This is a genomic window from Vibrio sp. A1-1 (assembly GCF_021728175.1).
Classification (GTDB): Bacteria; Pseudomonadota; Gammaproteobacteria; order Enterobacterales; family Vibrionaceae; genus Vibrio; species Vibrio diabolicus.
The window spans coordinates 110,017-124,676 of record NZ_JAKKCL010000015.1; the positions used below are offsets into that span (position 1 = coordinate 110,017).

Below are 14,660 nucleotides of genomic sequence, written 5' to 3' on the forward strand. Positions count from 1 at the left end.
TCAGTTGAAGAACTTATTAATATAATCCTTTATAAAGATTATAGGTATTCTACAGATTTATGGGCGTTTTGGTGGGTGAATGTTTGGCACCGGAATAGCAAAGGCCTGTTGCAAATGCTCACCACCAAGTTGACGACAGTATCTCAGCGTGAGTGGGGCGCCATCATTTTTGACCAGCGTGAGCGAGTTAATGCAATTCACCAAATCCGCTTGTTGCTGCTTTTCTAGTTGCAGCTCAAACTGCAAGGTTTCACGATATAAAGCGTCATTGACTTGAGACTTAAGATGGCGACGTAAGTCGCGAAAAGAGTGCAGTAAGGTTTCGCTTCGGCCCAGACAGCTTTGTACCAGAGGCCAGTCTTTTTCTTGGAAAATGAGTTGCTGCTCATCGAGCCATCTGAGCAGCAGGAGTAGGTTCACGTTGCCGTGATAATTGTTCTGTAATGATAAACACGCTTCTTTCACTTCTCGCACACCATAAAATTGCAGACTGAACTGCCAAAGGTGTTCTAGGGTGAGTGTGTATTCAGCGTGTTGATTACTCATTGATTAAACTCTAGCTCCATCTGCTCCAGTTCTTCCTGAGCAGACATCCATTCCATTTCAATTTCTTCGAGCTCTGCCTTACTAGAAGCTTGAAGAGCCAGCACTTGGTTAAGTTTAGCTTTATTTTCGGCTTCATACAGTGAGTTATCTGCCAATTGTTCTTCAGCTTCGGCCAGTGCAGCACCTAACTTATCCATTTTATTTTCTAATTGTGTCAGCGTTTTGCGAATTGGCGCCGTCTGCTTACGAAATTCTGCATCGCGACGTTTCTGCTCTTTTTTCGCTGCCGCGCTGTTGGCGCTATCTTTGGCTGGCTGTGCAGCTTGTGCTTCTTTGCGTTCCGCTCTTTGTTGCTCAGTTAACCATTTGTAGTAGTCGTTTAAGTCACCATCGAACGGCGCAACTTGACGATCATGCACCAAGTACAAGTCATCGGTTGTAGCACGCAGTAAGTAGCGATCGTGCGAAACAATCACCATTGCACCTTCGAACGTTTGCAGGGCCATCGTCAATGCCTGACGCATGTCCAAATCCAAGTGGTTGGTTGGTTCATCAAGTAGCAACAGGTTTGGCTTTTGCCACACAATTAAGGCCAGCACTAAACGGGCTTTTTCACCACCCGAAAACGGTGCGACTTTCTCCAGTGCTTTGTCGCCTTGGAAGCCAAAGCTGCCTAGGTAATCACGTAGCTGTTGTTCGGTTTGATCCGGCGCGATCTGCATCATGTGTTGCAGCGGCGTTTCCTCTGGGTGCAGCGTTTCTAATTGATGCTGGGCAAAGTAACCTATTTTTACGCCTTGTGAGTAAGTCAGATCGCCACCTTGCGCGTTAAGCTCACCAGAGAGCAATTTGATCAAGGTCGATTTACCCGCGCCATTACGGCCGAGTAGACCAATGCGACTGCCAGGAACCAAGTTCAACCTGATCTTCTCTAAGATCAGGTTGTCACCGTAGCCTGCCGATACTTCATCCATCATCATGATTGGGTTTGGCAGCGCCGTGGGCTCACGGAATTGGAAGCTAAATGGGTTATCGAATTGAGCGGGTAACACTTTCTCCATGCGCTCCAAAGCTTTAATACGGCTTTGAGCCTGGCGTGCTTTAGAAGCTTTATAACGGAAACGGTCGATGTAGCTTTGCATGTGCGACATCTGTTTCTGTTGCTTCTCGAACATCGCTTGCTGCAGCACCATTTTTTGCGCTCGTTGGTTTTCGAACGACGAATAGTTACCCGTGTATTCGTTCAATTGTTGGTTTTCGATGTGAATAATACGGCCAACAATGGGGTCAAGGAAGTCACGGTCGTGCGAGATCAGGATCAGTGTGCCTGGGTAGTTTTGTAGCCAACGTTCAAGCCACATCACCGCGTCTAAGTCCAAGTGGTTGGTTGGCTCATCGAGTAGCAATAAGTCAGAACGGCACAATAGCGCTTGAGCTAAGTTAAGGCGCATACGCCAACCACCTGAGAATTGAGTCAAACTCCAACTCATTTGCTCTTGGCTGAAACCTAAACCGTCGAGCAATTCTGCCGCGCGAGCGCGAATGCTATAACCGCCGATGGTTTCAATTTTACCGTGGATCTCGGCAACCAAGGTGCCGTTGTCTTGTGCTTCCGCTTCAGCCAACTGCTTTTCGAGCGCTCGGTACTCGCGATCACCATCAATGACGTATTCCAGTGCAGTGCGCTCTAGCGCAGGCGTTTCCTGTGCGACCCAAGCCAACTCCCAATGTTGAGGTTGGCTAAATGAGCCTGCATCAATCGACAGTTCATCTTTCAGCAATGCAAATAGCGTTGATTTACCGCAGCCGTTTTTGCCCACAAGACCGACTTTATCGCCAGGATGGATAGTCGCTGAAGCTTGATCTAAAAGAGGTTTACCGCCACGCAGTAACTGAATATCAGAGAAGGTAATCATAAAGTTTTCATTCACTTTGCGCAGTGCGCGTTGCTTGGTTACATCGCGAAGTGGTTTCAATCGTTTTTAAAGCCACTTGGGTATATATCTAGCGGTGAATAGTAGGGGTATTGGCCGGAAAAGTCGATTGATTCGCTTTAATTGCATTATGCTGTACAAAAAAGTATAACAATTTGATAACGGATAAAAATAACCACAAGGACGATCATTTGGCTGTTGCACCGTCTATTCTCCCAAGAGTTCTGGTCATTTATGCTCATCCAGAGCCACATAACTCGATTGCTAATCAAGTGATGATTAAAAAAGCTCAGTCGCTTGATCACGTCACTGTGCACGATCTTTACGGTGTTTACCCTGATTTCTTTATTGATGTGAATTACGAACATGAGTTGTTGCTCATGCATGATGTGATCGTGTTTCATCACCCGCTTTATATGTATTCATGCCCAGCCCTGTTAAAAGAGTGGTTGGACCGAGTGCTGGGCAAAGGTTTTGCTTTTGGCGGAGGTTCGGCGCTAGAGGGAAAATACTGGCGCAGTGTGATTACAACGGGGGGGAAAGAAGAGGCCTTTAGCGCGAAGGGGTACAACAAATATCCATTAGAGCAAATCTTACAACCGTTTGAACTGACGGCCGCCTTGTGTCAAATGCACTGGATTGAACCTTTGGTGTTGTATTGGTCGCGTAATGTCTCGGATATTGAGCGGTATGAGCACGCCGAATTGTATCGTCGGTGGTTGAACAACCCACTTGAAAACTGGGAAGCAACAGACCAAGGAGGTCAGTATGGCGATAACCAGTGAGTTTCTTCAAAGTAGCGTGGTCTTTCTCTCGGCTGCGGTTATCGCGGTGCCGATTGCTCAGCGTCTCGGACTTGGCTCGGTTTTAGGTTATTTACTTGCCGGTGTGTTGATTGGCCCTTGGGGTCTTGGCTTAATCAGTGATGTTGATGCTATTTTGCACTTTGCTGAACTTGGGGTCGTGTTGTTACTGTTCTTGATCGGCCTTGAACTAAATCCTAAAAAACTGTGGCAAATGCGAGGACCGATTCTAGGTTTAGGCGGCGCGCAGGTGGTGGTTACGACCGCCGTGCTCGGCAGTGTCGTCAGTATGTTCGGCGTAAGCATGCAAGTGAGTTTGGTGATTGGGATGGGGTTCGCGCTGTCCTCGACGGCAATTGCTCTTAAAGTGATTGAAGAGCAAGGGCTCAATGGCACCGAAACGGGTCAGTCTGGTTTTGCAGTATTGCTCTTTCAAGATATTGCCGTGATCCCAATGTTGGCAATGTTGCCCTTGCTTGCTGGCGGGCAGAGTGGCGGTAGTTGGTTGGATGTCTTCACGGTATTAGGCAGTGTGGTGGCCCTGTTGATTGGTGGCCATTTCTTATTGCGTCCACTATTTCGTTTTGTTGTGATGAGCGGCGTTCGTGAGCTCTTTACCGTCGCCGCACTATTGGTCGTGCTTGGGATTTCTGTCGTGATGCAAAAGCTCGGGCTTTCTATGGCCCTAGGGACTTTCTTAGCCGGCGTTCTGCTGGCTGAGAGTGAGTATCGACATGAATTGGAAATCGCTATCGAGCCGTTTAAAGGTTTGTTGTTGGGTTTGTTCTTCATCGCGGTTGGCATGGCGGTAAATTTGGGGTTATTGGCATTACACCCTTTAGAGATTCTAGGCGCGGTGGTGGCTTTGGTCGTGGTTAAGGGCTTGGTTTTGTATGCATTGGCGAGAGCTGCCCGTGTCGGAGCTAAAGCGAGAAGCCGTATGGCCGCGATTTTAAGCCAAGGTGGTGAGTTTGCCTTTGTCATATTTACCGCAGCGAGCCAAGAGGGCATTTTATCCAAAGAGCAAGTGGCTTTTCTGTTGGTGGTGGTCAGTTTATCCATGGTGACGACACCACTTTTGTTGATGGGACAAAAAAAATGGTTTGCTCATACCCTGAATCAAGAAGAAGAGGGCATGACCACGAAAGTAGTGGATCGTCGGCCACGTGTGATCATTGCAGGCTTTGGACGTTTCGGTCAGATCGTCGGACGTTTAATGTATGCCAATAAAATCAAAGTGACGGTATTAGAAAGTGATGCCAGCCAAATCCACCTACTGCGCAAGTATGGTTACAAAGTGTTTTATGGCGATGCTACCCAAATTGATCTTTTGCGGGCTGCTGGCGCAGATAAAGCAGAAGCATTGATCATTTGTACCGATTCACCTGATGAGGTGATGGCCATCGTTGATATCTGCCGCGTGCACTTTCCGAAACTTAAGTTGCTAGCCCGAGCAAGAAGCCGTGTCGAGGCGTATCAGTTAATGAGCCACGGTGTCGAGAATTACTCTCGTGAAACATTTTTAGGGGCATTGGATCTCGGTCGCCAAGCGCTCGTAGAACTTGGTATGCACCCTTATCAAGCAAAGCGGGCAGAAGCACATTTTCGTAAGTTAGATAATGCTATGCTTAAGGACTTATTGCCTCAGCACAATGAAGATAAGAAATTGGCTCAGAGAGCGAAAGAGGCACGCAAAGAGCTAGAAGAAATTTTTGGTCGTGAGATGGAGAGCGACCATCAGTCACCTAATCATTGGAAGTAGTACTTGAGCCAAGACTCAAGCTAAGGAAATAGCGTGAAAATCAAGAAACGTTTTATTGCCGGCGCTAGCTGCCCAAATTGCAGCCAGCAAGATACCCTGCGCTGGTGGATTGAAAATAATATCGAGTTAGTTGAGTGTGTCGAGTGTGAGTTTACTGAGCAGCGTAAACCGCAATCTGTAGAGAAAAATAAACACTCAGATCAGGAAATGATCGGAATTTTTAAGCCGGAATAATTGAACTTCGATAATTGATCCCCATAATACACCCAGATATCTCAGTACTTAACCCCATTCAGGTTAAGTCAATTAATCTCCCTGGAGTTAGTATGAAAATTGAAAAGAACGTTGTTGCAAGCCTTGCATACAAAGTAATGTTGGAAGACGGTGTGGTTGTTGATCAATCAACTGCAGAAGCGCCTCTAGATTACCTTCACGGTCACAACAACCTAATCACTGGTCTTGAAAAAGAGCTTGAAGGTAAAGTGGCTGGCGACAAGTTCTCAGTAACGGTAGCTCCTGAAGAAGCTTACGGCGAGCACAACGATGCGCTAGTACAACGCGTTCCTGCGGATGTATTCCAAGGCGTTGACCAAATCGAAGTGGGCATGCGCTTCCTAGCTGACACTGACCAAGGTCCAATCCCTGTAGAAGTAACAGAAGTTGATGGCAACGAAGTGGTTGTTGACGGTAACCATATGCTAGCTGGTCAAACACTAACTTTCGAAGTAGAAGTTATGTCTACACGTGAAGCAACAGCAGAAGAGATCGAACACGGTCATATCCATCAAGCTGGTGGTTGTGGTCATGACCATGAGCACGACGATGAAGGCTGCTGTGGCGGCGGCAGCTGTGGTTCTCATTAATCACAAGCTCCTTCACTAGATAATCTTATCTAGTAAAGCTTTGAAAAGCGCAAGTTGAGGTTTCAACTTGCGCTTTTTGTTTATCTAAGGTGTAGTGCATAGAAGAAAAGAACAACTCATGGAAAAAGCGATGACAAAACCTTTCTCGATTGCGATTCATGGTGGCGCAGGCACCATTTTACGTGAACAGATGAGCAATGAACTTCAGCAATCCATCTTGGCTGATTTGAAAGCGTCGGTAAAAGCCGGCCATCAAATTCTTGAGGAAGGCGGCGACGCTTTGGATGCAGTTGTTTCTGCAGTAAAAGTGTTGGAAGACTCGCCTAACTTTAATGCTGGTAAAGGCTCGGTGCTGACCAACAACGAAATGGTAGAAATGGACGCCTCTGTCATGGATGGTCGAAATCAAGCCGCAGGCGCGGTCGCTGGTGTTCGTCATATCAAGAATCCAATTGAGCTCGCTCGTGACGTGATGCGAAACAGCAATCACGTGTTGTTGGTGGGTGAGGGCGCAGAGAAGTTTGCTTTTGAACAAGGCCATGAGTATACCGAACAGGATTACTTCTTTACTGATCGCCGTTATGAGCAGTTGCTGTCTATGCGTGAGAAAGGGCTGTTTGCTTTGTCGGAGTCTCGTTACCCAGATGACCGTAAGCACGGTACGGTTGGTGCGGTGGCATTGGACCAACAAGGCAACTTAGCCGCTGCCACCAGTACGGGTGGCGTAACGAATAAGCAATACAATCGAGTCGGAGATTCGGCTTTGATAGGCTGCGGCACGGTGGCCGAAAATGGCGTCGTCGCGGTCTCGACTACGGGTGTCGGTGAGTTTTTTATCCGTAAACGTGTCGCAGAAGACGTCGCCGCGCGGATGCGTTACTTACAAGAAGATATTCATACTGCTTGTGAGCATATTATTCAGGGGGAACTGAAAGAGATGGGCGGCGAAGGCGGTTTAATCGCAATTGACGCGCAAGGTGAGCTGCACTTTGCGATGAACAGCTCTGGTATGTACCGAGCTGGCATCAATACTCAAGGCGAGTTGAGCGTCAAAATCTACGCTGACGAATAGCTTCCTCTTGAGCAACCTTCTTAAGTAATCAACACAACAAAGCCCAGAATATGTTCTGGGCTTTGTACTATTTGAGCCTGCATTTTAATAATGCGGTGGTGGGGTTTCTTCTGACGGATCGGCTAAATTCGACGAGTCCATATTTTTTACTTTACCTACCACATATTTCATCTGATCGAGCATCTTGGTAATTTGCAGTTGCTGCTGCGATAAGGCACCGTTCAGATCTTCAATAGTCTGTTCTTGGAACGCAAGCTGACATTCTAAGTCATTAATGCGTGCTTCCAATTGCTGAATGATTTTTTCTGTCATGATCCTTTCTCTAACTGCCAAGCTTGGGCAATACCTGCTGAAGTAGCAGTAATTACGCGTTGTTTTGAATCAAAGGCTGCATCATACACGACCGCACGGGGAGGGCGAGTGTCTTTTTTTGGCTCAACTTCAAATCCGCCAATCCGTTTTCCGGTTTGAGTATTCCATATTGAAACGCGGCCAGAAGGCGTTCCTGTCACTAACTGAGTTCCGTCATCAGAAAATCGCGCAGTAGAAAAGATCAATTGGCGCGACCAACTGCTCAACTGTGTGACTTCTTGTCCAGTTTTTAAATCCCAAATTACTGCTTGGTTTCCGCCATCGGATGTCATTGCTAACTTGCCATCTCGTTGCAGGGCAACACGAACAACCCGTTGTTCATGTTCGAAGGTCCGCAGCACTTGTCCGGTTTCGGTGTCCCACAAATACGCTTTGTAGTCATTACCACCAGTCAGTGCGAAGCGGCCATTAGGAGAAATGGCGACGGAATTGACTTTTTCACGATGCGCAAGGAACTCCAAGCGACGTCCGGTGACTAAGTTGACGTAAATTGCTTTACCGTTGGATAACCCGAGCAGAACTTGCTCACCGTTACTGGTGATATCAACGTCGCGAATGAGCGCATCAGAAATAGACCAAAGGCCTTCGGATTGCGTCCAACCTAAGTCCCAAACTGCGAAGTTCATTTGGCTTGCTGTGACTGCATAGCGACCATTGTCTGAGATACGAATATGGGATACCACGTTGGCATCGGCATCGAGCTCGCCCAGGTTGGCTAGTTGTTCATTTTGCTCTAGGTCCCACAGCATCAAATGGTGTTGCTGAGAATAGAGCAGAGCAAATCGTCCATCTCTGCTAAGTGCGAAGCTCGTCGCACCCTGAGGCTCTATCGGCCAACGGTGCACTTCACGCTCGGCGAAAAAGCAACCATTTAACGTGGTGATGACAATTAAATATAGGAATAAATGAGAAATTCTTTGCATCACATCTAATAATCCGGTTTGTGTCTTAAGACATATAGCTAGTATATTGGTATAACGATTGTCTTCACTAGTCTCATAGAAGATTTGTGCACAACAACCAATGGCAAAGCCATTATTGGGAGAATTTAATGAAATCAGTTTTAAAAGTGTCGCTACTTGCTGCAACAGTTATGCTAGCGGTAGGTTGTCAGAAAGAAGAAACTAAAACAGAAGCCGCACCTCAAGCAGAACAAGTTCAAGCAGAAACCGGTAAAGCGGTTCACTTTAAAACCGACGACGATAAAGCGGCATACGCAATCGGTGTTTCATTTGCTAACTACCTAAGCACAAGCATCGACAAGCCAAGCGAAATCGGCATTAATCTTAACAAAGACTTGGTACTAAAAGGTATCGAAGACGTCTTCAAAGGCAATGCTGAATTGAATGAAGAAGAAACACGTGCAGCACTAGAATCTCTAGATAAGCGTGTTGCTGAAAAGATGCAAGCACAAGCGGCTGAGAAAGCTGCTGAAGCAAAAAAAGCTGGCGATGATTTCCGTGCTGAGTTCGAGAAGCAAGAAGGCGTAGTGAAGACAGATACAGGTCTTCTATACCAAGTTATTACTCCTGCTGAAGGTGAGAAGCCAAAAGACACTGATACGGTTCAAGTACACTACAAAGGTACGCTAATCGATGGTACGCAATTTGATAGCTCTTACGATCGTGGTGAACCTGCAACATTCCCACTTAACCGTGTAATCCCAGGTTGGACAGAAGGTGTTCAGCTAATGCCTGTGGGTTCTAAATTCAAATTCGTTATCCCGCCAGAGCTAGCATACGGTGATCAAGACACACCAAGCATTCCTGCTAACTCAACGCTAGTATTTGAAGTTGAGCTGCTAAAAGTCGAGAACGACAACGCAGAGCAATAACAATAAGCCGCGATAAGTTATTGAAAAAGGTCCGTTTAACGGGCCTTTTTTGTTCTAGGTCACTAGTTGGTGAGTTTGCTAGGTTGATTTTCAAATTTTCTGATAAACTTACACCAATTTGTTGATTTTTCGCTCGAAGGCTTATGACAACTACAGAAACAATAAACGCGGAGATGTTGCTCGAAATGGAATCCGTTAACGTGATGCCGTTTACCGAGCACGACAAAATCATTTTAAGATCTTATGAGGCGGTCGTTGATGGTATCGCCAGCCTGATAGGTCCCTTTTGTGAAATCGTTCTTCACTCGCTAGAAGACTTAAATACCTCTGCAATTAAAATCGCTAATGGTGAAAACACGGGTCGCCAAGTCGGCTCACCTATCACTGATTTAGCGCTTAAAATGCTAAAAGACATCGAAGGCTCGGAGCGCAACTTCTCACGTTCGTACTTTACCCGTGCAAAAGGTGGCGTGTTGATGAAGTCGATCACTGTTGCCATTCGTAATGGTGAAAATCGCGTGATTGGTTTGTTGTGTATCAACGTCAACTTGGACGCGCCCTTCTCGCAAGTCCTTCAATCTTTCATGCCAACGCAAGAAGCAAAAGAAGCGGCTTCCTCGGTTAACTTTGCTAGTGACGTAGAAGAGCTGGTGGACCAAACTGTTGAACGCACCATCGAAGAGATCAATGCGGATAAATCCGTATCGAACAACACCAAGAATCGCCAAATCGTGATGGAATTGTACGACAAAGGCATCTTCGATATTAAAGATGCCATCAACCGCGTTGCAGATCGTCTTAACATTTCAAAACACACCGTCTACTTATACATTCGTCAACGTAAAACCGAGGACGATGAAAAGTGAGTAAACTGACTTACACGTTGGTGGTGAATGGTCCTGTTTACGGTAGCCAGTCAGCGCGCAGTGCTTATCAGTTCGCCAAGGCGGTGATTGAGCAAGGCCATCAGTTAGTGAGCGTTTTCTTTTATCAAGAGGGCGTGACCAATGGTACTGCTTTGAGTGTGCCTGCCAACGACGAATTTGATCTCAATAAGGCATGGCAATCTTTGGCAAAAGAGCATGGTGTTCGTCTAGAAACTTGTGTTGCTGCGGCTTTGCGTCGTGGGATCGTAAGTGAAGAAGAAGCGAATCAACATGGTTTGGTCCAGAGCAATCTAGCGGAAGGTTTTGAGCAAGCCGGCTTAGGTAGCTTAGCCGAAGCGATGTTAACCCAAGACAGAGTGGTACAGTTTTGAGTCAGCTAACTTATCTATTTCGTAGCGCACCGCATGGCAGTGCGGCTGGTCGTGAAGGTGTGGATGCACTGTTAGCCGCGTCGGCTTACTGTGAAGATATCAGCGTCATTTTCATGGGAGATGGGGTTTACCAGCTTCTACTAGGACAAGAACCGAGCAAGATCTTGAGCAAAGATTATGCGCCGATGCTGAAGCTTTTCGATTTATACGATATCGAACAAGTCTTTGTGTGCTCAGAGTCATTAGCTCAGCGAGGTTTGGCTCAAGCGGATTTAGTCATTGAAGCTCAAGCGTTAAGCTCAGAGCAGCTCAAAGATAAGTTGCAACACGCTGGCAAGCTACTGTCGTTCTGAGGAAGTTATGCTACATATTATAAAAACGGTCTCCGCTCTAGAAGACGCCATGCCCTTATGCAGTACACAGGATGACATCTTACTTATAGAAGATGCCGTGTACGCTGCTAACTCGCAGCATAAAGCGTTCTCCCACCTAAAAAACCGCAGTGTATTTGTGCTAGAGAGCGATATTCACGCTCGCGGTATTGCGAATCGTATCAGTCCATCACTGACGATCGTGAATTACTCAGACTTCGTTGAGCTCACAGTTAAACAGGATAAATCGCTTACTTGGGATTGAACGTGATTTACTGTCGCTAAAGCTTTACGGATGAATTGTCCTAATTGAACAAAAAAGATCCGTATATTTCTTGACACACCTCTCACTGCTGCATAGAATTTTGCGTCCCTAACTGCAATGGTAGTTGGGGATAGATTTTTCACAAAGCTTACTTTCAAGTAAATCAGGAGCTAGTTAATGGCAACTATTAACCAGTTGGTACGTAAGCCTCGTGCAAAGCAAGTTGTTAAAAGCAACGTGCCTGCACTAGAAGCGTGCCCACAAAAACGTGGTGTATGTACTCGTGTTTACACTACTACACCTAAAAAACCTAACTCAGCACTTCGTAAAGTTTGTCGTGTACGTCTGACAAACGGCTTCGAAGTTACATCGTACATCGGCGGTGAAGGTCACAACCTTCAAGAGCACAGTGTTGTACTAATCCGTGGCGGTCGTGTAAAAGACCTTCCGGGTGTACGTTACCACACTGTTCGCGGTGCACTTGACTGTGCTGGCGTTAACGACCGTAAACAAGGTCGTTCTAAGTACGGTGTGAAGCGTCCTAAGTCTTAATGGATTCCGTTAAGTAAGGCCAAACACTAAATTATTTTTAATTTTTTGAAAAAACTGAAAAGTTTTGGATAAAACCTGAAGAAGACAACGGAGATAAATCCATGCCACGTCGTCGCGTCATTGGTCAGCGTAAGATCCTTCCAGATCCAAAATTCAAATCTGAATTGCTGGCAAAATTCGTTAACATCCTAATGGTTGACGGTAAAAAATCTACTGCAGAGAAAATCGTTTACACTGCACTAGATGCTATGGCTGAAAAGTCTGGTAAAGACCACTTAGCTATTTTTGAAGAAGCTCTTGAAAACGTACGCCCTGCGGTAGAGGTTAAATCTCGCCGTGTTGGTGGTTCAACTTACCAAGTACCTGTAGAAGTACGTCCGGTTCGCCGTAACGCACTTGCTATGCGTTGGTTGGTTGAAGCTGCGCGCAAGCGTGGTGAAAAATCTATGGCTCAACGCCTAGCAGCTGAAATGCTAGACGCGTCTGAGAACAAAGGTACTGCGGTTAAGAAACGTGAAGACGTTCACCGCATGGCTGACGCAAACAAAGCGTTCGCTCATTACCGCTGGTAATACCTTCTGTGCTGCGAGGTTCTCTCGCAGCACTTTTCTATACTCTAAGGTACACCTTAGTAAGAGGATACAATCGTGGCTCGTAAAACTCCTATTGAGCGCTACCGTAATATCGGTATCTGTGCTCACGTAGATGCAGGAAAAACAACCACAACTGAGCGTATTCTGTTCTACACTGGCCTTTCTCACAAAATCGGCGAAGTTCACGATGGTGCTGCAACCATGGACTGGATGGAGCAGGAGCAGGAACGTGGTATCACTATCACATCCGCTGCGACTACTACATTCTGGCGTGGTATGGAAGCACAGTTCCCTGAGCATCGCGTAAACATCATTGATACCCCTGGACACGTTGACTTTACTATCGAAGTAGAGCGTTCTCTTCGTGTACTTGATGGTGCTGTGGTTGTGTTCTGTGGCTCATCTGGTGTTGAACCTCAGTCTGAAACTGTATGGCGTCAAGCAGACAAATACCACGTTCCACGTTTGGTATTTGTAAACAAGATGGACCGTGCGGGCGCAGACTTCCTACGCGTTGTGGACCAAATTAAAAATCGTCTTGGTGCGAACCCTGTTCCAATCCAACTGAATGTTGGTGCAGAAGATGAGTTCAGAGGTGTCATCGACCTTATCAAGATGAAGATGATCAACTGGAATGAAGCCGATCAAGGCACTTCGTTTACTTACGAAGACATCCCAGCTGACATGATCGAACTTGCTGAAGAGTGGCGCAACCACATGGTTGAATCCGCTGCTGAAGCTAGCGAAGAGCTGATGGACAAGTACCTTGAAGAAGGTGAATTGACTGAAGCTGAGCTCAAACAAGCTCTACGTACTCGTACACTAAACAACGAAATCGTACTGGCCACTTGTGGTAGTGCGTTTAAGAACAAAGGTGTTCAAGCGGTACTAGATGCTGTGATCGAGTTCTTGCCATCGCCAGTTGACGTACCTGCAATTAAAGGTGTTGACGAAAGAGAAAATGAAGTTGAGCGTCACGCTGACGACAACGAACCATTCTCTGCGCTAGCATTTAAGATCGCGACTGACCCATTCGTGGGTACGCTAACGTTCATGCGTGTTTACTCTGGTGTAGTAAACTCCGGCGACGCTGTTTACAACTCTGTAAAAGAGAAGAAAGAGCGTTTCGGTCGTATCGTTCAGATGCATGCGAACAAGCGTGAAGAAGTGAAAGAAGTTCGCGCTGGTGATATCGCTGCTGCTATCGGTCTGAAAGACGTAACAACAGGTGACACACTGTGTGATCAGAACCACAAAGTGATTCTAGAGCGCATGGAGTTCCCTGAACCAGTTATTCAGATTGCTGTAGAACCTCGTTCTAAGGCAGACCAAGAGAAAATGGCTATCGCGCTAGGTAAACTGGCTGCGGAAGATCCATCATTCCGCGTGGAAACGGACGACGAATCAGGTCAGACTCTGATCTCAGGTATGGGTGAACTTCACCTAGACATTATCGTTGATCGTATGAAGCGTGAATTCAGCGTTGATTGTAACGTTGGTAAACCTCAGGTTGCTTACCGTGAAACCATTCGTGGTAAAGCGGAAGTTGAAGGTAAGTTTGTTCGTCAATCAGGTGGTCGTGGTCAATACGGTCATGTGTGGGTCAAACTTGAGCCTTCTGAACCTGGCGAAGGTTTCGTATTCGTAGACGAAATCGTGGGTGGTGTGATTCCTAAGGAATACATCAGTTCGGTATCGAAAGGTATCGAGGAACAAATGAATAGTGGTGTTCTAGCGGGTTACCCTGTACTAGATATTAAAGCTACACTATTTGATGGTTCTTACCACGATGTAGACTCAAGCGAGATGGCGTTTAAGATCGCTGGCTCGATGGCATTCAAGAAAGGTGCACTAGAAGCACAACCTGTGATTCTAGAACCAATGATGAATGTCGAAGTAACCACTCCGGAAGACTGGATGGGTGACGTTGTTGGTGACCTAAACCGTCGTCGCGGTATCATTGAAGGCATGGACGAAGGTGTGGCTGGTCTTAAGATCATCCGTGCTCAAGTACCACTATCTGAAATGTTCGGTTACGCAACTGATCTACGTTCTGCAACTCAAGGCCGTGCGTCTTACTCTATGGAGTTTCACGAGTACGCTGAAGTGCCGAAAAACTTCGCAGATAAAATTATTGCAGAGCGTGGTTACTAATTGACGATTGAACTACAAAAAGTTTACGACTTTTTGCGAGATCAGGGCGTCCAAATATTGCGCTAACGGGCGTTGGCGCATAAAATAACAATTTCTGGCGCGTCGTCGATCAATAATGATCACGACGAATCATAACTAGGAAGGAACACGATCGTGTCTAAAGAAAAATTTGAACGTACGAAACCGCACGTTAACGTTGGTACTATCGGCCACGTTGACCACGGTAAAACAACTCTAACTGCAGCTATCTGTACTACTCTTGCTAAAGTTTACGGCGGTGT

Annotated in this window: 18 protein-coding genes; 14 read left to right on the forward strand and 4 right to left on the reverse strand. The window is 46.4% G+C overall.

From position 1 onward, the window contains the following. Positions 1-57 precede the first annotated feature (57 nt). Both L3V30_RS19125 and L3V30_RS19130 read right to left on the reverse strand, forming a co-directional pair. Entirely contained in the window at positions 58-546 is a 489-nt protein-coding gene (locus L3V30_RS19125; protein ID WP_005397673.1) for a TIGR02444 family protein, read from the reverse strand. Beyond that, positions 543-2,462 (reverse strand): ABC transporter ATP-binding protein, encoded by a 1,920-nt coding sequence (locus L3V30_RS19130; protein ID WP_237309557.1) that lies wholly within the window; start codon positions 2,460-2,462, stop codon positions 543-545. The genes L3V30_RS19125 and L3V30_RS19130 overlap by 4 nt, the downstream gene beginning before the upstream one ends. A 209-nt stretch (positions 2,463-2,671) precedes the next feature. Between L3V30_RS19130 and kefG the strand changes: the two genes are divergently transcribed. The 5 genes from kefG (at position 2,672) to L3V30_RS19155 (ending at position 6,980) form a co-directional block, all read left to right on the forward strand. Continuing rightward, the gene (gene kefG, locus L3V30_RS19135) at positions 2,672-3,265 is read left to right on the forward strand and encodes a glutathione-regulated potassium-efflux system ancillary protein KefG (RefSeq protein WP_145474426.1); all 594 of its coding nucleotides are present in this window, start codon (positions 2,672-2,674) and stop codon (positions 3,263-3,265) included. Then, positions 3,249-5,045, forward strand: a complete 1,797-nt coding sequence (gene kefB / locus L3V30_RS19140; RefSeq protein WP_237309549.1) for a glutathione-regulated potassium-efflux system protein KefB — start codon at positions 3,249-3,251, stop codon at positions 5,043-5,045. Before kefG ends, kefB begins: the two co-directional genes overlap by 17 nt. 33 nt (positions 5,046-5,078) lie before the next feature. After that, complete coding sequence (locus L3V30_RS19145; protein ID WP_005381449.1) at positions 5,079-5,279, forward strand: YheV family putative zinc ribbon protein; 201 nt, start codon at positions 5,079-5,081, stop codon at positions 5,277-5,279. Between the two features lie 92 nt (positions 5,280-5,371). After that, positions 5,372-5,908 (forward strand): peptidylprolyl isomerase, encoded by a 537-nt coding sequence (gene slyD / locus L3V30_RS19150; protein ID WP_237309551.1) that lies wholly within the window; start codon positions 5,372-5,374, stop codon positions 5,906-5,908. 130 nt (positions 5,909-6,038) lie between these two features. Further along, complete coding sequence (locus L3V30_RS19155) at positions 6,039-6,980, forward strand: isoaspartyl peptidase/L-asparaginase (protein ID WP_237309553.1); 942 nt, start codon at positions 6,039-6,041, stop codon at positions 6,978-6,980. Positions 6,981-7,064: 84 nt separating this feature from the next. On the opposite strand, the gene L3V30_RS19160 is transcribed toward L3V30_RS19155, so the two are convergent. Beyond that, positions 7,065-7,292, reverse strand: a complete 228-nt coding sequence (locus L3V30_RS19160; RefSeq protein ID WP_005381455.1) for a SlyX family protein — start codon at positions 7,290-7,292, stop codon at positions 7,065-7,067. After that, entirely contained in the window at positions 7,289-8,275 is a 987-nt protein-coding gene (locus tag L3V30_RS19165) for a hypothetical protein (RefSeq protein ID WP_237309558.1), read from the reverse strand. The genes L3V30_RS19160 and L3V30_RS19165 overlap by 4 nt, the downstream gene beginning before the upstream one ends. 128 nt (positions 8,276-8,403) lie before the next feature. Between L3V30_RS19165 and fkpA the strand changes: the two genes are divergently transcribed. From fkpA to L3V30_RS19210, 9 genes are all read left to right on the forward strand, one after another. Continuing rightward, positions 8,404-9,186: an FKBP-type peptidyl-prolyl cis-trans isomerase gene (fkpA, locus tag L3V30_RS19170; RefSeq protein ID WP_005397659.1), complete on the forward strand. Its 783-nt coding sequence runs from the start codon at positions 8,404-8,406 to the stop codon at positions 9,184-9,186. Positions 9,187-9,329: 143 nt separating this feature from the next. Beyond that, positions 9,330-10,052: a transcriptional regulator gene (locus L3V30_RS19175; RefSeq protein ID WP_031780643.1), complete on the forward strand. Its 723-nt coding sequence runs from the start codon at positions 9,330-9,332 to the stop codon at positions 10,050-10,052. Then, positions 10,049-10,444, forward strand: coding sequence for a sulfurtransferase complex subunit TusD (gene tusD / locus L3V30_RS19180; protein WP_046874531.1), 396 nt, complete (start codon positions 10,049-10,051; stop codon positions 10,442-10,444). Before L3V30_RS19175 ends, tusD begins: the two co-directional genes overlap by 4 nt. Then, positions 10,441-10,797, forward strand: coding sequence for a sulfurtransferase complex subunit TusC (gene tusC, locus L3V30_RS19185; RefSeq protein ID WP_005397648.1), 357 nt, complete (start codon positions 10,441-10,443; stop codon positions 10,795-10,797). The genes tusD and tusC overlap by 4 nt, the downstream gene beginning before the upstream one ends. Positions 10,798-10,804: 7 nt before the next feature. Further along, positions 10,805-11,080: a sulfurtransferase complex subunit TusB gene (tusB, locus tag L3V30_RS19190; RefSeq protein WP_237309556.1), complete on the forward strand. Its 276-nt coding sequence runs from the start codon at positions 10,805-10,807 to the stop codon at positions 11,078-11,080. A 177-nt stretch (positions 11,081-11,257) separates the two neighbouring features. After that, complete coding sequence (gene rpsL / locus L3V30_RS19195) at positions 11,258-11,632, forward strand: 30S ribosomal protein S12 (protein WP_004399892.1); 375 nt, start codon at positions 11,258-11,260, stop codon at positions 11,630-11,632. A 101-nt stretch (positions 11,633-11,733) separates the two neighbouring features. After that, positions 11,734-12,204, forward strand: a complete 471-nt coding sequence (rpsG, locus tag L3V30_RS19200) for a 30S ribosomal protein S7 (protein WP_005382796.1) — start codon at positions 11,734-11,736, stop codon at positions 12,202-12,204. 75 nt (positions 12,205-12,279) lie between these two features. After that, entirely contained in the window at positions 12,280-14,379 is a 2,100-nt protein-coding gene (gene fusA, locus L3V30_RS19205; RefSeq protein ID WP_005397643.1) for an elongation factor G, read from the forward strand. A gap of 153 nt (positions 14,380-14,532) precedes the next feature. Further along, a partial coding sequence (locus L3V30_RS19210) for a GTP-binding protein (RefSeq protein WP_227484038.1) occupies positions 14,533-14,660 on the forward strand: 128 nt, incomplete at its 3' end.